This window comes from Bradyrhizobium manausense, from assembly GCF_018130615.1.
In the GTDB taxonomy this organism is placed as follows: domain Bacteria; phylum Pseudomonadota; class Alphaproteobacteria; order Rhizobiales; family Xanthobacteraceae; genus Bradyrhizobium; species Bradyrhizobium manausense_A.
Map to the genome: position 1 here is coordinate 323,046 of NZ_JAFCKB010000007.1, position 20,916 is coordinate 343,961.

The window sequence follows — 20,916 nt, forward strand, 5'->3', positions numbered from 1 at the left end:
GGCGCCTTCCGGCCTGCGGCCCGTGCTGATATTCTCTCGCAAACGATGTCTTGCGGAGGCAACCAATGCGGTCCCACGGGATGGCCCCAAACCCAGCGACGGCCGACGTCACGCCCGCGGTGCTTGCCATCGGCCGGGCGGACTTCCCAAACATCCTCATCGACACGCTGCGCCGGCAGGCCGGCGTCGGCCATTGCATGGTGTTCGCGCTGACGCGCGCCGGCGCGGCGCGCTGCCTGCTCGATGCCGGCAACATCCCGACCGGCAGCGATCTCGGCGCCGCCTATGCCGGCCAGTTCCACGAATTCGATCCCAACCGGGATATGCTGTTCGAGGCTGAGGCCGGCGCGCCGATCATGCTGCCATCGTTCTCGCCGCACATGTATGGCGCGCGCTACCGAAAAATCTTCTTCAACGACTCCGACATCGTCGACAAATGCGCCACCGCGATCTGGACCGGCGACACCTGCTTCTATGTCAATTTCTACCGCATCACGTCCCAGGGCCGCTTCGGCGATGCCGAGCGTGCCCGGCTTCAAACAATTGCGCCGGCGATTGGCGCCTGCGTCGCACGTCATTTCCAAGAGGCCGCGGCTGCTGCGCCCGACCAGAACCTCGCTGCGCTGTTTGCGACGCGCACACCCCTCTCCGCGCTGACGCCGCGCGAGCAGGAGGTCTGCCGCCGGTCCGCGTGCCCTGAACTGAGGGGGCGGGGGATTGACGCCGGGCGACCTGCGGCCCTGCCGGATGCCGAGAGCAGCCTTTTGACCCAAAGCGGGAGCCACCGATGATCGGCGATGCAGAAAATCGGCTCCCGTTCACCACATCTAAACCTTAAGATTTTACAAAGGGGAGTTCACCACAGGCCGCAGGAACATGCGAACAGCCTTCGTACAGAAGCCATCCATGGACTTCGGGCAATGAAGGTTTTGCAGACCAGCTGCATCGTGGCTGTTATCGCAGCCGTGGGACTTTATCTGGCCAACGGAAACATACCGGCCGCGACGGTGCCGGATGTCATGCCGGAAGCGGCGGCGAACGTGGCAGCTCCCTCGAACATGGCGGCTCCTGCGAACATGGTGGCGCCCGCGCTTTACGCTGAGGCATCCGCCAGACTTGCGGCAGCGCTGCGGGCAGGAAGAGCAGAGCTTGGCTCGGTGACGTCAGCAGGTTCCGGGCCGTTGAGCACGGGAGCCGAAATCGCTGATGATCCCGCCGCGCCGAAATTGGCTTCGTTGGGACAGGATGTCGTCCAGCCGCTGCCGGCAGCACGCGATGCGTCCGACGATGCCCCCAAAGCGGCGCTGACGCAGGATTTCCGTTATCTGATCTACTACATCTGGTCCGAACTGCCGCCCGCCGAGAAACCGGCGGAGATCGTCTTGCGTTCGTTCAAGGACATCCCGGTTGGAACGCCGGCCGAAGAGATCAAGCGCGCTTCCGACGCGTTTGGTCTCGATTTCAATTTCATGATGGCGGTTGCCAAGATCGAATCCGGATTCAACCCCAATCAACGCACCGGGTCGTATATCGGCCTGTTTCAGCTGAGCAAGTATGAGTTCGGCAAGTTCGGCTCCGGGCAGATTCTCAGTCCGCGCGACAACGCCGTTGCGGCCGCCTACAAGGTCATTACCGAAGGCGTCCTGTTCGAGTGGATCACGCACCGGAAGCCGGACATGAGCGATCTTTACCTGATCCATCAGCAGGGCTGGGAAGGCGCCGCTGAGCACATCAGCCGGCCTGCTCGCACGGCCTGGAAATCCATGTGCGCCACCGGCGAAGGCAAGGAGAAGGGCGAGAGGTGGTGCAAACGCGCGATCTGGGGCAATGCACTCCCGGCGTTCAAGCGTACCTGGAAATCGGTGGACAACGTGACTTCAGAGGCGTTCGTCGGCATGTGGCGCGGCCGGGTCGCCGAATTCTACACGAAATACGTGGCGACCGCCGCTGCGGCGGCAAATCAGTAGTTTCGTTGTCGGCAGAGTCGTCGCATTTTCCGGCAAAACGCGCGGCGACCTGCAAGTCGCGAAGTCGTTAGAGGAACGGTGCGGCTCGACGGCCGCAGGTCCTCCACCGCGGCACGATCAAGCATTGGAGAGGAGCCGAATTTTGGTGGCTTGCTCAACCGTCTGGTTGATGACCGATCGTCGTCCCGGAGTCAGGCTGTGGCTGGGCATCTCCGAGGCAGGCCCAGCGGAAGCATTCATGCCGACGTCCATTCCAGCACGAACCATTTACACAAGCCAAGCTGTCCGCTCACAAGTTGAACGCGATAGAATGGAAGCTGTCGTTCTTTTCCTGACGGTCAGCCTGCTGACGGCACTAGTCGCTGTCATCTCCAATACGCAGGGAGTGTGGCTCTAACGCGCTCCTGCGCCGCTGGTCGTTGTCCCACCCCATGTCTCAGTGTTTGCTGTTGTGAGACGCGCAGACAACCCTCCGCGCTGATGCCGCTTCTGCCCTTAAGCCGACTTTGGCTTTCCAGCAGCCCGGGTCGCCCAGCTATCTCGGAAAGCGATCAATGCGGCCGCAATGAAGCCGCTCACGAGAAGCAGCCAATCCTGCGGCACCCTGAGAAGAATGGCAGCGCTGCCACCGACCAACGACCAGGCGAAAGGAATGACCAGGAGCCAGCGCGGCACGGGGCTCGTGGTCAACAGAAGGAGCCCGAATGTAAAAATGGTCACCGGGCAAGGCGTGACGCCAAACATCGGCATGTGCGGATAAGAGTGGCCCGTGGCCGTGCCAATAAGGGGGTAGACAATTGCAGCATAGGCTATGAACGTCATCCCGACCCAGGTCGCTGTACCCGGTCGTACACCGAAATGGATTTGGCGTGAAAAGCCCGAATAGAAAAGATAACAGCCTTGGATGATGAACGAGGCGGCGAAGAGATAAGCAGCCTTGTTAATCGCAGCGAACCAAAGGCCGTGATAGCCAATCCCAGTCCATAGCCACATCGAAGCTAGGATTCCCGAAATGGCAGGGTCTGCTGCTTCTCGCCTCTTGAAGAAGAGCAATATGACCGCGAAAGCTCCGAGCAGATACGCTGCTACCTGCACTGGCCAGATCGCCTGGTTGTAATCTGAAAAAACAGCGAGAAATTGCTCGGGCGTAAAGGGCAGCATGCGGTTTCCCGGTCCTGTGACCTCGCGTACATTGTTCCCGCCGACGAGCGGCCGAATTGATTTCACGCAAGCAATCGCGGACCGCGTGCTTCCCTCAGGAGCGCGGGACATGAGACTACGCGCGTTCATTGCGGTACTCTGCGTCGCCGACAAGCGCTTCGCAGGGATCAAGGAGGGTTTCGACCGCATACGCGGACGAACGCCGCGACGCCAGCGCCTTGATGCCGCCCGTCCCTATCGCTAGGGACAGACGCCCGCTGAGAAGCCCGCTAGACTGGTCCCGAGGAAAACGAAAATCCCCGGGGAGGCCGCCTTGAGCACCGCGCCGCGCGTCGACATCGACCCCACAGCGTTCTGGGCCGATCCCTATCCGATGCTCGCAAAATTGCGCAAGGAAGCGCCCATTGCCTTCGTGCCGCAGCTCGGCTCGACGCTATTGACGAGCCGCGACGACATCTCGATCTCCGAGAAGCAGATCGACGTGTTCTCCTCGCACCAGCCCGCCGGCCTGATGAACCGGCTGATGGGCCACAACATGATGCGCAAGGATGGCGAGGCGCATCAAATCGAGCGGCGCGCGATGTTTCCGACGGTGTCGCCGAAGACGGTGAAGGCGCACTGGACCGCGCTGTTCCAGGCCCATGCCGACCGCATTCTCGATGCGATCGCGCCCGGGCGGATCGACTTCATGCGCGACTTCGCGCTGCCGTTCTCCGGCGAGTGCCTGAAGTCGATCACCGGCCTCACCAATATCGGCTTCCAGGACATGGATGCGTGGTCGCAAGGCATGATCGAGGGCATCGCCAATTACGGCGGCGATCCTGCGGTCGAGGCGCGCTGCCATGCCGCCACGTCAGGGATCGATGCTGCGATCGACGACATCCTGCCGGTGATGCGCAAGAATCCCGACCAGAGCATTTTGGGCGTTCTCCTCGCCTCCGGCATGCCGATGGAGAGCGCGCGCGCCAATGTCAAACTCGCGATCTCGGGCGGCCAGAACGAGCCGCGCAAGGCGATCGCCGGCACGGTGTGGGCGCTGCTGACGCATCCCGAGCAGCTCGAGTTCGTGCGCAAGGGCGAGGTCACGTGGCTCGAGGCGTTCGAGGAATATGCCCGCTGGATCTCGCCGATCGGCATGTCGCCGCGACGCATCGCAAAGCCGTGGTCGATCCGGGACGTCGCGTTCGAGCTGGATGAGCGTGTGTTCCTGATGTTCGGCTCGGCCAATCGCGACGAGAAGCACTTCGAGCGCGGCGATGAGTTCGACGTGCGGCGTGACACGTCGAAGAGCGTCGCCTTCGGCGCCGGTCCGCATTTTTGCGCCGGCGCCTGGGCCTCGCGCGCGATGATCGCCGACGTCGCGCTGCCGACGGTGTTTGGGCGGGCCCGGCATCTGGAGATCGCTGATGACGAGCCGGTGCGGATCGGCGGCTGGGCGTTCCGGGGCTTGCAGAATTTGCCGGTGACGTGGCTGCAATAGCAGGGCAGGGGACCCTGCACCCCTAGCGCGGTCATGGTGGCATCATGCTCCTGTTTTGCCCGACGCGTCAATAAAAATTCGCAAAAAGAGAATTACGTTTCGAGGGAATGCGCGGGGCTACTGTGCATGGGGTTGTTTTCGCGTTTTTTGATCAGTCCGCACGGCGCTCACAATCGCGTGCGGAAAAATTCCGCCTGCATCATCGCGGCAGCTTGAAAGATTAATCGCGCGCTCCACGACGCGCGCAGTGCTCGCATCGCTATTTTTCCGGATGTCTCGACACCTCCGCTGAGCCGCACCATCATTCTCGAACTGAATGAGAGACGGCCGCTTGCGGCCGGGAGCGTGGAATGCAGCGTCGAGACTTTCTCAAGCTATCCGTTGGAACTGCGGCGGCCGCTGCATTCGATCGCTTCTACAAGCTCGGCCTCAAGCCGATCGTTGTCCGTGACATCGTCTGACGCAGCACGGCGACCTGATCGTGCCGACCAGCCTTCCCATCCATAGAGGTCCGAACATGAAGCGCATCGTCCAACGCGTGATCGCCGCCATCGTCATGTCGATCGGCGTCGTCGCCGCCGCGGTCGGCACGACCTACGGCTAGGAGCACATCCATGAGCAAGAGCAACATCCTCTGGTTCCTGCCGACCCACGGTGATGGCCGCTATCTCGGCACCGGCATCGGCGGTCGAGAGGTCAACTTCAACTATCTGCGCCAAATCGCGCAGGCAGCCGACCAGCTCGGCTATTACGGCGTGCTGCTGCCGACCGGACGGTCCTGCGAGGATTCGTGGATCGTCGCCTCCTCAGTCGCGCCGCTCACCGAGCGGCTGCGCTATCTCGTCGCCGTCCGTCCCGGCCTGCAATCGCCGACGGTCGCCGCGCGCATGACGGCGACGCTCGATCGCATCACCAATGGCCGGTTGCTCATTAACGTCGTCACCGGCGGTGATCCCGTCGAGAACAAGGGCGACGGCATCTTTCTCGGCCATGACGAGCGCTACGAGGTCACGCGCGAGTTCCTCAATGTCTATGCCGACCTGCTCGCGGGCAAGACCGTCAATGTCGAGGGCAGGCACATCCGCATCGAGGACGGCAAGCTCTTGTTCCACCCGGTGCAGTCGCCGCGCCCGCCGCTCTATTTCGGCGGCTCCTCGGATGCCGGCATCGACGTCGCGGTCGACACCGTCGACAAATATCTCACCTGGGGCGAGCCGCTGGCGCTGGTCGCCGAAAAGGTCGCGAGGGTAAGGGACGTCGCCGCCGCGCGTGGCCGAAAACTCTCCTTCGGCATCCGCCTTCATGTGATCGTCCGCGAGACCAACGAAGAGGCCTGGCGCGCTGCGAACGAGCTGATCAAGCATGTCAGCGACGAGACCATCGCGGCCGCGCGGAAGAACTTTGCGCGGATGGATTCGGTCGGCCAGCAACGCATGGCGCAGCTTCATGGCGGCAAGCGCGACAAGCTCGAGATCGCACCGAATCTCTGGGCCGGCGTCGGCCTGGTGCGCGGCGGCGCCGGCACGGCGCTGGTCGGCGATCCCCAGACGGTCGCCGCGCGGATCAAGGAGTATCAGGACATCGGCATCGATACCTTCATCATGTCGGGTTACCCGCATCTGGAAGAAGCCTATCGCTTTGCCGAGCTGGTCTTCCCGCTGCTCTCGCTGGAGCAGCCGAGCAACGTGACCAGGCTGCACTTCAACGGCGGTCCGTTCGGCGAGACGGTCGGCAGCGATTACCGCCCGCAGCATCGGGTGTCGCAATCATGAGTCTCATCGACAGCATCTCTCTCCCGCGCAGCTTCCGCCTGCCGCGCCTCGACGGCCTGGTGCAGTGGATCGTGCCGATCGCCATCATCGCACTCTGGCAGGTCGCCAGCGTCACCGGGGTCGTGCCGGTGCGCGTGCTGCCGGCGCCGAGCGACGTCGCGCTTGCCGGCTGGAAGCTGCTGCTCTCCGGCGAGCTCGTCCGCAACATCTGGGTGTCGTTCTGGCGCGCCTCGATCGGCTTTCTGATCGGCGGCAGCATCGGCTTCGCCTTCGGGCTTGCCAACGGCCTGTCGCAGCTTTCGGCAAAGCTTACCGACACCACGCTGCAGATGGTGCGCAACGTGCCGCATCTGGCGCTGATCCCGCTGGTCATTCTGTGGTTCGGCATCGATGAGAGCGCCAAGCTGTTTCTCGTCGCACTCGGTGTATTCTTCCCGATCTATCTCAACACGCTGCACGGCATCCGTACCGTCGATCCGCAGCTGATCGAGATGGGCCGAATCTACGGCATGAGCGACGGCGAGCTGTTCCGCCGCGTGATCTTTCCGGGCGCGCTGCCCTCGATCTTCGTCGGCATCCGTTTCGCGCTCGGCATCATGTGGTTGACGTTGATCGTCGCCGAGACCATCGCGGCATCCTCGGGGCTCGGCTACATGGCGATGCAGGCGCGCGAGTTCATGCTGATCGACGTTGTCGTGCTCTCGATCCTGATTTACGCGCTGCTCGGCAAGCTCGCCGACAGCACCTCCCGTGTGCTGGAGCGCGCGACGCTCTCCTGGCACCCCGCCTTCCAGAAACGCTGAGAGTGACATGCAGACAGCCCTTCGGACTTCTCTTCCGGAAATCGAGCCCGCCGGCCGAGCCAACTTTGTCCCTCACGCCCGCGTCGCGCGCGAGGAGCGTCCGGTTCATGTCAGCGGTCTGCCGCTCGGCATCCGCGGCCTGCGAAAGTCCTTCGGCGACAACGAGGTGCTGCGCGGCATCGATCTGCACATTCCGGCCGGCCAGTTCGTCGCGATCGTCGGCAAGAGCGGCTGCGGCAAGAGCACGCTGCTGCGGCTCGTCGCCGGCCTGGAGAAGATCGACGCCGGTAGCATCAGTCTTGGCGACGAAGTTCAAGCGGAGGACATCCGCGTGATGTTCCAGGAGCCGCGGCTGTTGCCGTGGGCGCGGGTGCTCTCCAATGTCGAGGTCGGTCTCGGCCGCGATCGTGCCTCTGATGATGCGCATGCGCGCGCCGAGGAGGCGCTCACGGAAGTCGGTCTCGCCGACAAGCGCGACCAGTGGCCGTCAGTGCTGTCGGGTGGCCAGAAACAGCGCGTCGCGCTGGCGCGCGCGCTGGTCTCCCGGCCGCGGGTGCTTGCCTTCGACGAACCGCTCGGGGCGCTGGATGCGCTGACCCGAATCTCGATGCAGCGGCTGCTGGAGCGGGTCTGGCGCGACCAGGGCTTTACCGCAATCCTGGTGACACATGACGTTTCCGAGGCCGTCGCGCTGGCCGATCGGGTGCTGGTGATCGAGGAGGGGCGGATCGCCCATGACGTCTTGGTTAATGCGGCCCGGCCGCGCGCGCGTGGCTCGGTCGAGCTCACCGGCCTCGAAGGCTCGATCCTGAGCCATCTTTTGTCGGCGGATGATCGTACCTAAATAGAAGGGAACCCCGCTTCCGGGGAGCATGCCATGAATGTAGTCCCTCGCGAGCTCATGACCGAAACTGCCGTCTCGTCCGCCGATTTCCGCGGCGCCATGCGCCACCTCACCGGCGGCGTCAGCATCATCACCGCCGGACGGGGCAGGGACGTCACCGGCATGACCGTCACCTCGGTGACCTCGTTGTCGGTCGATCCGCCGACGCTGCTGGTCAGCATCAACCGCGATGCCTCGTCCTTCCCGCTGATCCGCCGCCACGGCGCGTTCGGCGTGAACATCCTCGCGGCCGATCAGCTCGACGTCGCCGAGCGTTTTGCCGGCAAGGGCGGGCTGAAAGGCGCCGATCGTTTTGCCGGCGCCCAATGGGTCACGGCCGTCTCCGGCGTTCCGCTGCTGGTCGGCGCCTTGTCCGCGGTCGATTGCGAGGTCGAGGAGATCGTCGAGCGCCATTCGCATGGCATCGTCATCGGCCGGGTCAGGAACATCAAGAATTCGGTGCGCAACGCGGCGCTCGCTTATTGGCACGGCCAGTATGTGGCGGTGGACCAGGACGAGGACGCCGCAAGACTCGCCGAGGTCAGTGTTCCCGCGCGCGGCTTGCGCGGCGCTTGATCGCAGCGGGCTTGAGGTCCGCTGGGCTGGCCTTTTCTCGCTCATCGCTCTAGAAGCCCCCGAGCCTCCCATGACGGGACGGCCATGGAGCGGAGCGATGAAGCGCGTCGGGACCTGGGCCTTCTACGCCGTCAGTGCGCTGGCGATTGCCTATCTCGCCCTCTACGCCTATGCGATGTTCCGCGGCGAGCCATTCGTGCCCGGCGATCCCATTCATATTTTCCGCAAGCCGGACACGCCGAGTTATTCGTAGGACTTGCTCGGTTTCGTAGGTGGGCAAAGGTGCTCTTGCGCCGTGCTCACCATCTCGCCATGATCGCGAAAAAGTTGGTGGGCACGCTTCCGCCTTCGCTCTTCGAGCTACGGCGGACAAGTCGCTTTGTCCACGGCACCTACATCAGCCCTTTATAATCGCGAGCGCCAGCGCCTGTGCGCGCGGCACGATGCTGTCGAGCTCGAGATATTCCTCCGGCGAATGGGCGAGACCACCGACCGGGCCGACACCGCAGATGGTCGGCGTCCCCACCGCGGCGGTGAAGCCGGAATCGGCGCAGCCGCCGGAGAACTCGCCCTGCAGCGTGGTGAGGCCGGCCTGCGCGGCCGCGGCCTGGTAGCTTTCGAACAATGCCTTCGAGCCCTCGCTCTGCACCACCGGTACGAACTCGCCCTTGATGGTCAGCGTCGCGCTGGTGCCGGGTACGTACGGCGTGGCGATGATCCGTTCGATCTCGGCCATCACGGTCGCACGATCCTTCGGATCGACATAGCGCATGTCGATCTGGCCCTCGGCGTAGGGCGCGGTCGTGTTGACCGACTGGCCACCCGAGATGAGGCCGACATTGAGCGTGATGCCCTTGGTGAGGTCGGTCAGCGCGTGGATCTGGATGATCTTGTGCGCGAGCTCGCCGATTGCGCTAATACCGGCGGCAAAATTGGCACCGGAATGCGCGGCCTTGCCGGTGATGGCCATGTGCATGAAGATGCCGCCCTTGCGGCTGGTGACGACATTGCCGGTCGGGCGGCCAGGCTCGGAGTTGAACACCGCGCGCGCGGCACGACCTTCGCGCTCGATCACCGGCCGCGACGAGGGCGAGCCGATCTCTTCGTCCGAAGTGATCAGCACTTTGATCGGATGCGGCGCGCCGCCGAATTTGTGGAAGGCGGTGGCCACGAACACGTTCATGACGAGGCCGGCCTTCATGTCGGCGACGCCGGGCCCATAGGCGCGGTTGTCCTTGATCGTGAACGGGCGACGTCCGGCCTCGCCCTTGCCGAACACGGTGTCGCGATGCCCCATCAACAGCACCGGCTTTTCGTTGCTGCCGGGTTTTGCCACGTCCGCGTGGAGCGCATCGCCGAACGTGCCGTGGCTCTCCCTGCGCGAGGGAATGCCGTGTTCGGCAAAGTGCCGCTCGAACCGCGCACCGACCGCATCGACGCCTTCCTTGTCGTAGGATCCGGAATCGATGTTCACGACGTCGCGCAGCAGATCGATCATCGCCTGCCGCTGCGACGCCAGCCAATCCGTGATTTGAGTTTCCAGCATCATCACCTCGTGCATCAATACTGACCTACCTATAAGTCCTGTCTGATCGACGACCTAGCCGCCGAATGCAGCCCTCCCCCGAGCCGGGCTCCATGCTCGTGCATGGCTGCATTGTGTCGGAGCGAAAAGCCGCTATAGTTCGCGCCCAGCTGCCAGCTGGACGTGCCGAAGTCCATTGTCTCTGATTTCAAGGCAGCACTCGCATGCTGTCGGCAGGCCATGCCTCGCTCTCAATCAGAGCGCTTTTTCAGAACCTGAATGCTGTTGTCGTAACCCTCGACGGAGAGAAACATGCCGCTGTTCATCTCGTACGTCTCATACTCAAACGCGGGTATCAAGGGAATGGTCGACAAGCCGATCGATCGCACCTCGGCCATCGGTGCGCTGGTCGAAAGGGCCGGCGGAAAGCTCCAGGGAGCTTTCATGACGACCGGTCAGCACGATGCAGTGCTCGTCACGGAGTTTCCCGACGGCTCCGATGCGATCGCGATTGGAATGGTTGCCGCCGCCGCCGGCGCCGTTTCCAAGATCGAAACCGTGCGCGCCTGGAAGATGGGTGAATTCAAGAGCATTGCGGAAAAGGCTGCGAAGCTCGCAAGCTCCTACGTCCCGCCGGGCAAGTAGTTCGGGCAGATCTTGACATCAAAAGGCCCGGAGCGGTTCCCGCTCCGGGCCTTTTTCTGCAGACAGGGAGTCTGAAGCTCGGCGCTCATCCCAGCGCCGGCATGCGCGGATATTCGCCGGGCGTGCCGGCGGGGGTGATCGGAATGCCGCCGTCGGCGTATTCGTTGAGCTTGTTGCGCAGCGTGCGGATCGAGATGCCCAGGATGTTGGCGGCGTGGGTCCGGTTGCCGAGGCAGTGCTTCAGCGTCTCCAGGATCAAGTCGCGCTCGACGTCGGCGACGGTGCGTCCCACAAGAGCGCGCGTGACCTGCTCGGCGGCCATGGTGGCATGAGCCACGGCCGGTGCCGTCTTGGCGAGGTCGAGGCGGTCGCCATCGGGCGTCAGGATCGCATCGGGACCAATCTCGTCGCCCTGGGCCATCAGCACTGCGCGGTGCATCGTGTTCTCGAGCTCGCGGACGTTACCCTGCCAACGGTTGGTGGAGAGCACACGTTTGGCTTCGGCCGAAATGGGGCGCATCGGCACGCCGTTGGCCTCGGCATATTTCTTCACGAAATGCTGGGCGAGCTCCATGATGTCGGCGGGACGCTCGCGCAGCGGCGGGATTTTCAGGTTCACGACATTGAGACGGAACAGAAGGTCCTCGCGGAACGTGCCTTCACGGACGGCATCCGCCAGGTTGCGGTTCGAGGTCGCGATGATGCGGATGTCGACCGTGACCGGCTTGGTGCCGCCGACGCGGTCGATCACCCGCTCCTGGATGGCGCGGAGGAGCTTGGATTGCAGACGAACGTCCATCTCGGAGATTTCGTCCAGCAACAGCGTGCCGCCGGTCGCCTCCTCGAACTTGCCGATGCGGCGGGCGATCGCGCCGGTGAAGGCGCCCTTCTCGTGACCGAACAGCTCGGACTCCAGGAGATGCTCGGGGATCGCGGCGCAGTTGATCGAGATGAACGGGCGCTTGGCACGGGCCGAGCGGGTGTGGACGTAGCGGGCCAGCACTTCCTTGCCCGTGCCGGATTCGCCGGTGATCATCACCGAGGCATCGGAGCCCGCGATCTGCTGGGCGAGCTTGATGACGCGCGCCATGGCTTCGTCGCGATAGACCAGCTCGCGGGAATCGTTGGCGACGGCGGCCAGCACCGCGGCGATCAGCTCCGGATCCGGCGGCAGCGGGATATATTCCTTGGCGCCGGCATGGATCGCGGCGACCGCGGCGCGGGCGTCGTTGGTGATGCCGCAGGCGACGATAGGAGCGTGGATGTGCTCGGCCTCGAGCCGCATCACGAGGTCGCGGATGTCGAGGGCGACGTCGACCAGCAACAGGTCGGCGCCCTTGCCGCCGCGCAGAACGCGCATCGCCTGCTCGTGATCCTCGGCATGGGTCACGGTCGCGCCGTTGTCCATCGCGATCTTGGTGGCGGTGGTGAGCTGGCCCTTCAATGTGCCAACGATGAGAAGCCGCATGTCAGTCTCCTGTCCGTCTGTTCGCGCTGCCGCGCGTCATTCTTTCTGCGTGCGTTAGCCGCGTTCCGTCCTGATGATTTCCGTCATGGTCACGCCGAGCTTGTCCTCGACCAGCACCACCTCGCCGCGGGCGACGAGCTTGTTGTTGACGTAGATGTCGATCGCTTCGCCGACGCGGCGGTCGAGCTCGAGCACGGTGCCGGGCCCGAGCTTCAACAGCTCGCCGACGTCCATCTTGGAGCGGCCGAGCACCGCCGAAACCTGCACCGGCACGTCGAAGACGGCTTCGAGGTCGGCGGCGACGCGCGCTGCATATTCGTCCTCGTTGTAGCCGACATCGGTGCCGCCAGGCGGCAGCGGGCCGTTGAGGTCGGGCAGCGGGACCTGTCCATCGGTGTCGCTCATGGCTTAATTCCCCTTGCGGGACGCGATATAGCGTCCGACCATGTCGTCGATCTTGGCCGCGATGGCGCTACGCTCCAGCACGACGCCGCCATCGGCCCATTCGATCCGGCAGTCGCCGGTGGCAATTTCGGGCTCGGCCAGGATCACCAGCCGACCTTCGAAACCGCTCTGCTTGGCGAGCCGCTCGATCTTCTCGCGTGCGCTGTCATAGAGGGCGTCGTTGATGCGGACCACGAGGTGCGGCGTCGCGACCAGATGCGAGAAGCAGTCCTTGACCAGCGCCATGATCTCGCCGAGCGGCTCGGCGGCGATCAGGTCGGCGCATAGCTTACGGGCCACGGCAACCGCGACGTCGACCGCCTCGGTCTCCATCTTGCTCTCGATGTTGCCGATCCCTGCGGCAATGCCCCGGATTGCGATGTTGATCTCTTCCATGGCGAGAGCCACCCGGCGGTCGCTCTCGGCCTTGGCTTCACGCTGGCCCGCGGCAAAGCCGTCCTGATAGGCGCGCGCCTCAGCTTCCGCGACCTTCTGCGCGATCTCGGCTGCAGTCGCGGCCTTCTCGCGCGTCCGGTCGGGGGCGGCGAAGTCGGTATCGAACAGGAATTTGGCGGGAGCGCCCATCAGTACACCAGCTCGTCGTCAGCGCGGTTCTTGGTCAGCATGATCTCGCCCTTGGCCGCGAGGTCCTTGGCGAGGTTGACCAGCAGGGCCTGGGCCTCGTCGACGTCGCGCAGGCGCACCGGGCCCATTGCCGCCATGTCGTCCTGCAGCATCTTGGCCGCGCGCGAGGACATGTTGCCGAAGAAGAAGTTGCGGACGTCCTCGTTGGCGCTCTTCAGGGCGACGCCGAGCTTGTCCTTGTCGACGTTGCGCATCAGGGTCTGGGCCGAGCCGGAATCGAGCTTCACGAGGTCGTCGAAGGTGAACATCAGCGCCTTGATGCGTTCGGCCGATTCCCGGTTTTCCTCTTCGAGAGAGGTGATGAAGCGGGTTTCGGTCTGGCGGTCGAAATTGTTGAAGATTTCCGCCATCACCTCGTGGGCGTCGCGGCGGCGGGTCTGCGATAGGTTCGACATGAATTCGGTGCGCAGCGTCTTCTCCACGCTCTCGATCACCTCCTTCTGCACCGCTTCCATTTTCAGCATGCGGTTGACGACGTCGAGCGCGAGGTCCTCGGGGAAGATGCCGAGCACGCGTGCGGCATGCTCCGGCTTCAGCTTCGACAGCACCACCGCGATGGTCTGCGGGTATTCGTTCTTGAGGTAGTTGGCGAGCACCTCTTCCTGCACGTTGGAGAGCTTTTCCCACATGTTGCGGCCTGCCGGGCCGCGGATCTCGTCCATGATGCCGTTGACGCGCTCGGGCGCCAGATATTGCTGGAGCAGCCGCTCGGTGGCGTCGAAATTGCCCATCAGCGCGCCGGAGGCCGACATGCGGGAGACGAATTCGAGCAGCATGTCCTCGACCGTGTCGACCTCGACGGTGCCGAGCGTCGACATTTCCAGCGAGAGCTGGCGCACCTCGTCGTCATCGAGCAGCGACCAGATCTTGCCGCCATATTGCTCGCCGAGCGCCAGCATCAGGATTGCGGCGCGCTTCGGGCCGGCCACCGCTTCGATCTTGGCGCCCGTCCGGTTGCCGGCGCGCTGGCCGAGCGTAGAGATCACGCTGGTGATGTCGTTCGAGTTGGCGTTTTGCAGGGAAGCGGCCATGTCAGTTCACTCGATCATTTCGCGGGTTCGGTCAGCCATTGACGAATGATGGCAACGGTTTCGTTGGGATTGCGTTCGGCGAGCTCGCCGACGCGATGAACGGACTGGGCGTGGACCTGGCCCTGGATGGTGGCGACATCGATCGCGCTCGCGGTGCCGCTCGGCAGGAGCGGCTGGCCGCTGGCCGGTGCGGCCTCGTCCGAGGCCGCGGGGCCGGCGAGCACGCCGGAGATGGCGGCGGCGACTTCGTCGGAGGCGAGGATGCGCTTGACCAGCGGGCGGATCACCATGAACAGCACGACCAGGCCGAGCAGCATCATCACGCCGAGCTCGACGAAGTACATGACGTCGTCCTTGGTGAACTGCAGCATGCCGAGGAAGCCGGAGGGCTCGGTGATCGGGGCGGTGGAGGGGGCGTCGGCGAAGCGCAGATTGACGACCTCGACCTGGTCGCCGCGCTTCTGGTCGAAGCCGATCGCCGAGCGCACCAGGGTGGCGATGCGGTCGAGCTGCTCCTTGGTGCGGTCGGTGTAGGTGAGCTCGCCCTTGTCATTCTTGGTGTAGATGCCGTCGACCAGCACCGCGACCGAGATGCGGTTGACCCGGCCGGCCTCGGTCACCTCGGTCTTGGTGGTGCGGGAGATCTCGTAATTGTTGGTTTCCTCGGACTTCTTGCTCTGGTCCTTCGCCGGCACGCCGCTGTTCTGCTGGTTGCCGGGGAGCTCGTTGTTGACCGTGACCTGGCCATTGTTGTCGGCGGTCATGCTCTGCTCTTCGCGGGTCTGGCTCGAGCGCAGCACGCGGCCTTCGGGGTCGAACTTGTCCGAGGTCTGGGTGATCTTGTTGAAGTCGAAATCGGCGGAGAGCTGAACGCGGGCGCGGCCCGAGCCGACCACGGAGGAGACGATGTCCTCGACCTGCTTGCGCATCCGCTTCTCGAAGGCGGTGCGGCGCTCGTCGCCGAGGGCCTGCTCCGGATCGGTTGCGGCGCCGTCGGCGAGCAGCTGGCCGGCCTCGTCCACGATCGAGACCCGCTGAGGCTTCAATCCGTTGACGGCGGAGGCGACGAGGTGGCGGATGGCGCGGATCTGCTGGGCTTCGAGCGAGCCGCGGACCCGTACCACGATCGAGGCCGACGGCTCCGGCGCCTCGCGTGCAAACAGCGGGCGCTCGGGCAGCACCAGATGGACGCGGGCGGCCTGGATCCGGTCGATGGCGCGGATGGTGCGGGCCAGCTCGCCCTCCAGCGCGCGCAAGTGATTGATGTTCTGGACGAAAGAGGTGGTGCCAAGTGCATCCGACTTGTCGAAGACTTCGTAGCCGACGCCGCCGCCCTTGGGCAGGCCGCCCTCGGCAAGCTTCATCCGCAGACGGGTGACCTTGTCCTTGGGCACCATGATGATGGTGCCCTCGTTGCGCAGCTCGAACTGGATGCCCTGGCGTTCCAGGTCCTTGATAATGCTGGAGGAATCTTCGACCGACAGATCGGTGAAGAGCGTCGTCATCTGCGGCGTGGTGACCCGCATGATGACAAACGCGAAGAAGCCGATGAGCGCGGCGGTGACCGCAATCATCGCCCCGAAGCGGGCGGCGCCGATACCTTTTAAAAAGTCCGCAAGACCTTGCAAGCAACCGCCCCGACAGATTCGACCCGCATTCCAAGAGCGGCCGAGTGGGCAATTATTGCCTAGGTGATGGTTTCGATATGGTTAACGAAGGTTAAGAGCTGGGACAAAAGTAGCGACATGAAAAAAATCGGCCTCGCAAGGCGAGGCCGATTTTCGTCAAAAGCAGCAGATTTCCGGATTGCTTACTGGCGATATTGCTGGATGCGGGTGGTGCGAAGACCCGCCAGACCATGCTGGTCGATGGAAAACTGCCAGGAGAGGAATTCGTCGACCGTCAGGGTATAACGGCTGCAGGCCTCCTCAAGCGAGAGAAGCCCACCACGAACTGCGGCGACGACTTCGGCCTTGCGGCGGATGACCCAGCGTTTGGTGCCGGGTGCGGGCAGATCTGCAATCGTCAGCGGACTGCCGTCCGGCCCGATGACGTATTTTACCCTCGGGCGATGGGGTTCTGTCATGGCGTACTCACAAACTCTCAACCACTGAACTCACGCCGTAACCCTACGCGTGCCGGCTTAAAAATCCGCTAAGCCTAAGGCTTCAATACAATTCTCGTTGAATCCTGCTGGAACGAAACCGCCCGGCGGGCTGAAAGGGTGATTTCAGCCGGCCGAGCGGGGTCTTCGTAAATGCTTTACTAACGAATGAGGCCTGCGCGCGATGCTTGCCGAGGCCCAAACTGTCGTCCCGGCAAAGGCCCGGACCCATACCGCGTGATCTATCGATGACACGCAACTGGCAGTACCAAGATAGACTTCCTAACCACGGGCCTTCGCTAAACTTCTCTTTGTGGTTATGGATCCCGGCGTTCGCCGGGATGACACCGCGTGTGTGGCGGGCGCGTGCGCCCTCAATTGCTGCTGGTCGCGACGATGCTCTTCACCTGGCTCAGCGTGTAGCTGCTGCCGTCGATGGTGAGCAGCGGCGGCGACTGGGTCAGGTCGACGGACGACACCGTGCCCTGCACCTGCGCGGCGACGCCGACGCTGTTGCCTGAGGCGTCTTTGCCCGTCGCCGTGATCGTGTACTTGCCGTCAGGCCATTGCGTGCCGTCATTGCCCTGGCCGTTCCAGGTGAAGGGAATGTCGCTGCCGGCGCCGGCGGTATATTGGCCGCTGAAGACGGTCTGGCCGGTGGAATTGGCGATGGAGATGTTGACCGTGGCGCTGGAGGGCACGTTGAGGTGCCAGGTCGCCGAAGACTGCGACATCGTTGCGGTGGCGCCGTCGACCACGGCGGTCTTGCCGACGAAGCCCAGCGCCTGGGTCGCCTGCGTGGTCTGCTGCAGGGTGACGAGCTGAGACAGCGAGTCGTTGGTCTTGAGCTGCTGCTCGACGCCGGCGAACTGCACCAGCTGCTGGGTGAACTGGTTGGTGTCGAGCGGATCGAGCGGGTTCTGGTTCTGCAGCTGCGTGGTCAGCAGCGTCAGGAAGGTCTGGAAGTTGCCAGCCAGCGTCGATCCCGTGGTCGAGCTCAGCGAGTTCGACGAGGAGGACGACGACGATGACGTCGGGGTCGTGCCGGAAACGACGGACGGGGCGGTGGCGGCATTCGTGGTGGTCATTAGCGAATACTCCTCACACTCTGATATCGACGCCGCTGCTCGCTCCGAGCATGCGGCCATAGCTGCGGCTCACGGGTGCCGCCGCGGCTGAATCGTCTTCGCTGATGATCAGCCGGCGGGAATTGCCGGAATTGTCGTTGTTCTGGCCGGAGTTCTGTCCCGACGAATTCTGGTCGCGCAGGCTGAAGGAGAGCCCGTTGCTGCCGGTCTTGAGGCCGGCATCGTCGAGCGCGCGCTGCAACTGCGGCGCATCCTGCCGCAGCATCTGCAGCGTCTCCGGCTTCTCGACGGTGACATGCGAGGTGACCTGGCCGTTGCGGTCGACATTGATGCGGACGTCGATACGGCCAAGATCGACCGGATCGAGGCTGATGTCGAAGCGAGTCTTGCCGGCGCGCGCGGCGGCCGCGATCTCGACCGGAATGCCGCTGATCGGCATCGCCGTCGATGTTGCCGCGGTCGCGGTGAGCGTCGCGGTGGAGGCGGTGGCTGTCGAGGTCGTGTTGGTCAGCGGCGCCTGCACGGCGTTGGCGGCTTGCGTGCTGGTGTCGGTTGCCGTGCTAGGCGCGACTTGCGTATCGGCATGAGCGTGCGTCGCGGGTGCGGCTGGCGTGGCATCGGCGGTACGATTAGCAGCATCAGCCTTTGCATCGGCAGCAGTTGCATCAGTCTGCGGCTTTGCAGCTTGCGGATGCGCGGCCGCGTTGGCGCCGGGGGTCGTCGCGATCGCGGGATTTTGCGCGGTGGCAGCAGCCTGCGCGGTTTTGCCCGCGTCTTGCCCGATATTGGAGACGTCGCTGTCGCCTTGCGCGGTCGCGACGGCCCTGAATGAGGTTTTCGGCGTGCCTTGGTCGACTGCGGTGAGCTGCGCGGCGTTCGCCGTGGCATCGGTTGCGGCCGTGTCGGTTGTTGCGTTTGCCGCATCGGCGAGCGCGGCCTTCGCATCGGTGGTCTTGGCGTCGCCGCTCTTGACGGTCTTGCCGGTCGCGTCCGCCTTGGTGGCCGTGATCTGTGCCGCGGTGGAGGCGCTCGCGGCGATGCCGGCGGCTGCGATCGTCAGCGGCGAGGAAGCGGTGCCTGTGGCCTGGCTGGCCGCCGCATTCGGGTCGACCGGCACCGCGGGCGCGGCCACGGGAACGGCGGTTGGATCGGGTGTCGCCGCCGGCGTCGCTGCGGCCTGTGCGGCGGCCGAGGCGTCGACCGCGGCGGCGAGGCCGTTGGTGCCGTCGGTCTTGTCGCTCTTCGTGCTGTCGGACTTGTCGTCCGACTTGGCGGCGGAGGCGTCAGCCTTGTTCTTGTCCTTGGATTTCCCGGGGGCCTTGGTCGGATCGGCCGGCGTGTCGGTGCCGGCTGTCGCCGCAGAATCCGTGCTGTCGCTCGCCTTGCTCTGCGAGGAGGAGTCGGTCGCGGCGGTATCGCGCGTGCTCTTGTCCGACGTGGAGGAGGACGACGAGGACGATGAATCGCTCCGACGCGGCGGCGCCGGGTCTTGGGCGGAGGACGGAGCGTTGTTGCTGATGGCCTGGGTGTTGCTGTCGACCAGCGCGCCGAAGGAGTCGCTCGGCGTGGTGTCCCTGGTGCTCTGGGAGCGGGCAGGCTTTTGCTGCGCGCTCGACACTTGCGCGCTTGCCGCTACGTCTGACGTGACACCAACCACAGGCGTACCCCTTGAAAACATCTTCGGATCAGGAGGTTAGCAAGGAGCGGGCCAGTCCTTCTTTGGGGCGTTTTATATAGTAAAATCAAATGCTTGAAGAATTGAGGCTGCCCCGGTCGGCACCCCGCCGGCCCCGCCATTTCTGCCGCCCCGGCAAGAATTGCCCTAAGCGTGTGGCGGGCGTGATTGCTTCACTGGAATGCCACCTATATTAAAGGCTGCTCTCAGCCGCTTTCGACCGGGCCAGCCAGTGCCTTTCGGGAACCGAAATTCCCGGGGACTCCTGGTGGAACGGTCTAGAGCATCAGGAATCGCGGGAAACGCCGCCGTCACGTCAGCTTAGGCCCATGCTCAACAGTCTGGATCTCGAAGGCCGTCCTGAGGATACCAGGGTCGTCGTTGCCATGTCGGGCGGCGTCGATTCCTCGACGACGGCTGCGCTGCTGAAGGCGGAGGGCTACGACGTTGTCGGCATCACGCTGCAGCTCTACGATCATGGCGCGGCGACCCATCGCAAGGGCGCCTGCTGCGCCGGCCAGGACATCCACGACGCCCGCGACGTCGCCGCCAAGCTCGGCATTCCCCATTACGTGCTCGACTACGAGGATCGTTTTCGCGAGTCCGTCATCGACAACTTTGCCGATAGCTACGCGCTCGGCGAAACGCCGGTGCCGTGCATCGAGTGCAACCGCAGCGTCAAATTCCGCGACCTCTTGAAGACCGCGCGCGAGTTGGGGGCGCAGGCGCTCGCCACCGGCCATTATGTCGCCTCGCGCCGCGGCGAGGACGGCTCGCGCGCGCTGGTGTGTGCGGCCGACAGCGACCGCGACCAGAGCTATTTCCTGTTCGCGACCACGCAGGAACAGCTCGACTTCCTGCGCTTCCCGCTCGGTGACATGACCAAGCCCGAGACGCGCGAGCTCGCGCGCCGCTATGGCCTTTCCGTCGCCGACAAGCACGACAGCCAGGACATCTGCTTCGTGCCGACGGGGCGCTACACCGACATCATCACCCGCCTGCGTCCGAATGCGATGGAAAGCGGCGACATCGTCGATCTCGACGGCCGCGTGCTCGGCCAGCATCACGGCATTGCTAATTTCACCATCGGCCAGCGCCGTGGCCTCGGCATCGCGGCCAGCGCGCCGCTGTTCGTGGTGCGGTTAGACGCCGCCAACCGCCGCGTCGTGGTCGGCCCGCGCGATGCCCTGAAGATGCACCGCATCGCACTTCGCGACGTCAACTGGATCGGCGGCGGCGACATCGACAGCGCAATCGGCAACGGTCTCGAGCTGTTCGTGCGCGTGCGTTCGACCCGCAGCCCTCAGCCGGCCTGGCTGCGCGGCGCCGATGGTCATTACGAGGTCGAGCTCGTCGCCGGCGAAGAGGGCGTTTCGCCCGGCCAGGCCTGCGTGTTCTACGACGCGCCCTCAGGGCAGGCGCGCGTGCTCGGCGGCGGCTTCATTCAGAGCGCTGCGGCGAAGATCTCCGCCGCGACATCCCGCCCGCTCGCGGAAGCCGTGCGCGGCTAATCATGACAAGTTTGGATCGCATTCTCGCGACACCGGAAGTGCGCTCCCTCCCCCGCCTGCGGGCAGGGGAATCGCATATGGATTTGCGGCCCCTATTGCGTTGTTTTGTAAGATGGATTCTGAGAACGACTCCCACAA

23 protein-coding genes are annotated in these 20,916 nt (G+C 64.3%); 13 read left to right on the top strand and 10 right to left on the bottom strand.

Annotation, left to right across the window (positions count from 1 at the left end):
* Window positions 1-65 precede the first annotated feature (65 nt).
* Together JQ587_RS16680 and JQ587_RS16685 are read left to right on the top strand one after the other, a co-directional pair.
* Window positions 66-791 carry a LuxR family transcriptional regulator gene (locus tag JQ587_RS16680; protein WP_249154346.1) on the top strand — a complete coding sequence of 242 codons (726 nt, stop codon included), beginning with the start codon at window positions 66-68 and terminating at the stop codon, window positions 789-791.
* 129 nt (window positions 792-920) lie between these two features.
* Entirely contained in the window at window positions 921-1,967 is a 1,047-nt protein-coding gene (locus JQ587_RS16685; RefSeq protein ID WP_212425984.1) for a transglycosylase SLT domain-containing protein, read from the top strand.
* 495 nt (window positions 1,968-2,462) lie between these two features.
* On the opposite strand, the gene JQ587_RS16690 is transcribed toward JQ587_RS16685, so the two are convergent.
* Window positions 2,463-3,128 carry a DUF6064 family protein gene (locus JQ587_RS16690; protein WP_212425985.1) on the bottom strand — a complete coding sequence of 222 codons (666 nt, stop codon included), beginning with the start codon at window positions 3,126-3,128 and terminating at the stop codon, window positions 2,463-2,465.
* A gap of 109 nt (window positions 3,129-3,237) precedes the next feature.
* Here JQ587_RS16690 and JQ587_RS36900 point away from each other — a divergent pair, with 109 nt between their 5' ends.
* The 9 genes from JQ587_RS36900 (at window position 3,238) to JQ587_RS16725 (ending at window position 8,895) form a co-directional block, all read left to right on the top strand.
* The gene (locus tag JQ587_RS36900; protein WP_283815633.1) at window positions 3,238-3,372 is read left to right on the top strand and encodes a hypothetical protein; all 135 of its coding nucleotides are present in this window, start codon (window positions 3,238-3,240) and stop codon (window positions 3,370-3,372) included.
* A gap of 69 nt (window positions 3,373-3,441) precedes the next feature.
* A complete protein-coding gene (locus JQ587_RS16695) occupies window positions 3,442-4,608 on the top strand; it encodes a cytochrome P450 (RefSeq protein ID WP_212425986.1) in 1,167 nt (388 codons plus the stop codon).
* A 350-nt stretch (window positions 4,609-4,958) separates the two neighbouring features.
* Entirely contained in the window at window positions 4,959-5,069 is a 111-nt protein-coding gene (locus JQ587_RS16700; RefSeq protein ID WP_212298148.1) for a twin-arginine translocation signal domain-containing protein, read from the top strand.
* Window positions 5,070-5,089: 20 nt separating this feature from the next.
* A complete protein-coding gene (locus JQ587_RS36905; protein ID WP_283815634.1) occupies window positions 5,090-5,212 on the top strand; it encodes a hypothetical protein in 123 nt (40 codons plus the stop codon).
* Window positions 5,213-5,222: 10 nt separating this feature from the next.
* Window positions 5,223-6,380 carry an FMNH2-dependent alkanesulfonate monooxygenase gene (ssuD, locus tag JQ587_RS16705; protein ID WP_212425987.1) on the top strand — a complete coding sequence of 386 codons (1,158 nt, stop codon included), beginning with the start codon at window positions 5,223-5,225 and terminating at the stop codon, window positions 6,378-6,380.
* Window positions 6,377-7,183, top strand: coding sequence for an ABC transporter permease subunit (locus JQ587_RS16710; protein WP_212425988.1), 807 nt, complete (start codon window positions 6,377-6,379; stop codon window positions 7,181-7,183). Before ssuD ends, JQ587_RS16710 begins: the two co-directional genes overlap by 4 nt.
* A gap of 7 nt (window positions 7,184-7,190) precedes the next feature.
* On the top strand, window positions 7,191-8,027 hold the full coding sequence (locus JQ587_RS16715; protein WP_212425989.1) for an ATP-binding cassette domain-containing protein: 837 nt from the start codon (window positions 7,191-7,193) through the stop codon (window positions 8,025-8,027).
* 33 nt (window positions 8,028-8,060) lie between these two features.
* On the top strand, window positions 8,061-8,642 hold the full coding sequence (locus JQ587_RS16720) for a flavin reductase family protein (protein ID WP_212298144.1): 582 nt from the start codon (window positions 8,061-8,063) through the stop codon (window positions 8,640-8,642).
* Between the two features lie 97 nt (window positions 8,643-8,739).
* Window positions 8,740-8,895, top strand: coding sequence for a hypothetical protein (locus JQ587_RS16725; protein ID WP_212425990.1), 156 nt, complete (start codon window positions 8,740-8,742; stop codon window positions 8,893-8,895).
* Between the two features lie 144 nt (window positions 8,896-9,039).
* On the opposite strand, the gene JQ587_RS16730 is transcribed toward JQ587_RS16725, so the two are convergent.
* The gene (locus tag JQ587_RS16730; protein ID WP_212425997.1) at window positions 9,040-10,188 is read right to left on the bottom strand and encodes a M20 family metallopeptidase; all 1,149 of its coding nucleotides are present in this window, start codon (window positions 10,186-10,188) and stop codon (window positions 9,040-9,042) included.
* 291 nt (window positions 10,189-10,479) lie between these two features.
* On the opposite strand from JQ587_RS16730, the gene JQ587_RS16735 reads away from it, so the two are divergent.
* Window positions 10,480-10,812 (top strand): GYD domain-containing protein, encoded by a 333-nt coding sequence (locus JQ587_RS16735; RefSeq protein WP_212298142.1) that lies wholly within the window; start codon window positions 10,480-10,482, stop codon window positions 10,810-10,812.
* Window positions 10,813-10,897: 85 nt separating this feature from the next.
* Here JQ587_RS16735 and flbD read toward each other — a convergent pair whose 3' ends face one another.
* The 8 genes from flbD to JQ587_RS16775 all read right to left on the bottom strand — a co-directional run bounded on the left by flbD (window position 10,898) and on the right by JQ587_RS16775 (window position 19,249).
* The gene (gene flbD / locus JQ587_RS16740) at window positions 10,898-12,280 is read right to left on the bottom strand and encodes a sigma-54-dependent transcriptional regulator FlbD (RefSeq protein WP_212425991.1); all 1,383 of its coding nucleotides are present in this window, start codon (window positions 12,278-12,280) and stop codon (window positions 10,898-10,900) included.
* Window positions 12,281-12,334: 54 nt separating this feature from the next.
* A complete protein-coding gene (fliN, locus tag JQ587_RS16745) occupies window positions 12,335-12,685 on the bottom strand; it encodes a flagellar motor switch protein FliN (RefSeq protein WP_212298140.1) in 351 nt (116 codons plus the stop codon).
* Between the two features lie 3 nt (window positions 12,686-12,688).
* Window positions 12,689-13,309, bottom strand: coding sequence for a FliH/SctL family protein (locus tag JQ587_RS16750; protein WP_212298139.1), 621 nt, complete (start codon window positions 13,307-13,309; stop codon window positions 12,689-12,691).
* Window positions 13,309-14,400 (bottom strand): flagellar motor switch protein FliG, encoded by a 1,092-nt coding sequence (gene fliG / locus JQ587_RS16755; protein WP_212298138.1) that lies wholly within the window; start codon window positions 14,398-14,400, stop codon window positions 13,309-13,311. Before fliG ends, JQ587_RS16750 begins: the two co-directional genes overlap by 1 nt.
* Window positions 14,401-14,414: 14 nt before the next feature.
* Complete coding sequence (fliF, locus tag JQ587_RS16760; RefSeq protein ID WP_212425992.1) at window positions 14,415-16,028, bottom strand: flagellar basal-body MS-ring/collar protein FliF; 1,614 nt, start codon at window positions 16,026-16,028, stop codon at window positions 14,415-14,417.
* 182 nt (window positions 16,029-16,210) lie between these two features.
* Window positions 16,211-16,486 carry a CtrA inhibitor SciP gene (sciP, locus tag JQ587_RS16765; RefSeq protein WP_002714638.1) on the bottom strand — a complete coding sequence of 92 codons (276 nt, stop codon included), beginning with the start codon at window positions 16,484-16,486 and terminating at the stop codon, window positions 16,211-16,213.
* A gap of 392 nt (window positions 16,487-16,878) precedes the next feature.
* Entirely contained in the window at window positions 16,879-17,592 is a 714-nt protein-coding gene (locus JQ587_RS16770; RefSeq protein ID WP_212298136.1) for a flagellar hook assembly protein FlgD, read from the bottom strand.
* Window positions 17,593-17,605: 13 nt separating this feature from the next.
* Window positions 17,606-19,249 carry a flagellar hook-length control protein FliK gene (locus JQ587_RS16775; protein ID WP_212425998.1) on the bottom strand — a complete coding sequence of 548 codons (1,644 nt, stop codon included), beginning with the start codon at window positions 19,247-19,249 and terminating at the stop codon, window positions 17,606-17,608.
* A 347-nt stretch (window positions 19,250-19,596) separates the two neighbouring features.
* On the opposite strand from JQ587_RS16775, the gene mnmA reads away from it, so the two are divergent.
* Window positions 19,597-20,778: a tRNA 2-thiouridine(34) synthase MnmA gene (gene mnmA, locus JQ587_RS16780; protein ID WP_212425993.1), complete on the top strand. Its 1,182-nt coding sequence runs from the start codon at window positions 19,597-19,599 to the stop codon at window positions 20,776-20,778.
* Window positions 20,779-20,916 lie beyond the last annotated feature (138 nt).

Bases quoted from the DNA above. Each gene is read 5' to 3' on its own strand.
- JQ587_RS16770 (WP_212298136.1), bottom strand. From the start codon at position 17,592: ATGACCACCACGAATGCCGCCACCGCCCCGTCCGTCGTTTCCGGCACG.
- JQ587_RS16735 (WP_212298142.1), top strand. From the start codon at position 10,480: ATGCCGCTGTTCATCTCGTACGTCTCATACTCAAACGCGGGTATCAAG.
- JQ587_RS16750 (WP_212298139.1), bottom strand. From the start codon at position 13,309: ATGGGCGCTCCCGCCAAATTCCTGTTCGATACCGACTTCGCCGCCCCC.
- JQ587_RS16720 (WP_212298144.1), top strand. From the start codon at position 8,061: ATGAATGTAGTCCCTCGCGAGCTCATGACCGAAACTGCCGTCTCGTCC.
- JQ587_RS16685 (WP_212425984.1), top strand. From the start codon at position 921: ATGAAGGTTTTGCAGACCAGCTGCATCGTGGCTGTTATCGCAGCCGTG.
- fliG (WP_212298138.1), bottom strand. From the start codon at position 14,400: ATGGCCGCTTCCCTGCAAAACGCCAACTCGAACGACATCACCAGCGTG.
- JQ587_RS16730 (WP_212425997.1), bottom strand. From the start codon at position 10,188: ATGCTGGAAACTCAAATCACGGATTGGCTGGCGTCGCAGCGGCAGGCG.
- JQ587_RS16700 (WP_212298148.1), top strand. From the start codon at position 4,959: ATGCAGCGTCGAGACTTTCTCAAGCTATCCGTTGGAACTGCGGCGGCC.
- fliN (WP_212298140.1), bottom strand. From the start codon at position 12,685: ATGAGCGACACCGATGGACAGGTCCCGCTGCCCGACCTCAACGGCCCG.
- JQ587_RS16725 (WP_212425990.1), top strand. From the start codon at position 8,740: ATGAAGCGCGTCGGGACCTGGGCCTTCTACGCCGTCAGTGCGCTGGCG.
- mnmA (WP_212425993.1), top strand. From the start codon at position 19,597: ATGCTCAACAGTCTGGATCTCGAAGGCCGTCCTGAGGATACCAGGGTC.
- ssuD (WP_212425987.1), top strand. From the start codon at position 5,223: ATGAGCAAGAGCAACATCCTCTGGTTCCTGCCGACCCACGGTGATGGC.
- JQ587_RS16710 (WP_212425988.1), top strand. From the start codon at position 6,377: ATGAGTCTCATCGACAGCATCTCTCTCCCGCGCAGCTTCCGCCTGCCG.
- JQ587_RS36900 (WP_283815633.1), top strand. From the start codon at position 3,238: ATGAGACTACGCGCGTTCATTGCGGTACTCTGCGTCGCCGACAAGCGC.
- JQ587_RS16715 (WP_212425989.1), top strand. From the start codon at position 7,191: ATGCAGACAGCCCTTCGGACTTCTCTTCCGGAAATCGAGCCCGCCGGC.
- flbD (WP_212425991.1), bottom strand. From the start codon at position 12,280: ATGCGGCTTCTCATCGTTGGCACATTGAAGGGCCAGCTCACCACCGCC.
- JQ587_RS16690 (WP_212425985.1), bottom strand. From the start codon at position 3,128: ATGCTGCCCTTTACGCCCGAGCAATTTCTCGCTGTTTTTTCAGATTAC.
- sciP (WP_002714638.1), bottom strand. From the start codon at position 16,486: ATGACAGAACCCCATCGCCCGAGGGTAAAATACGTCATCGGGCCGGAC.
- JQ587_RS16680 (WP_249154346.1), top strand. From the start codon at position 66: ATGCGGTCCCACGGGATGGCCCCAAACCCAGCGACGGCCGACGTCACG.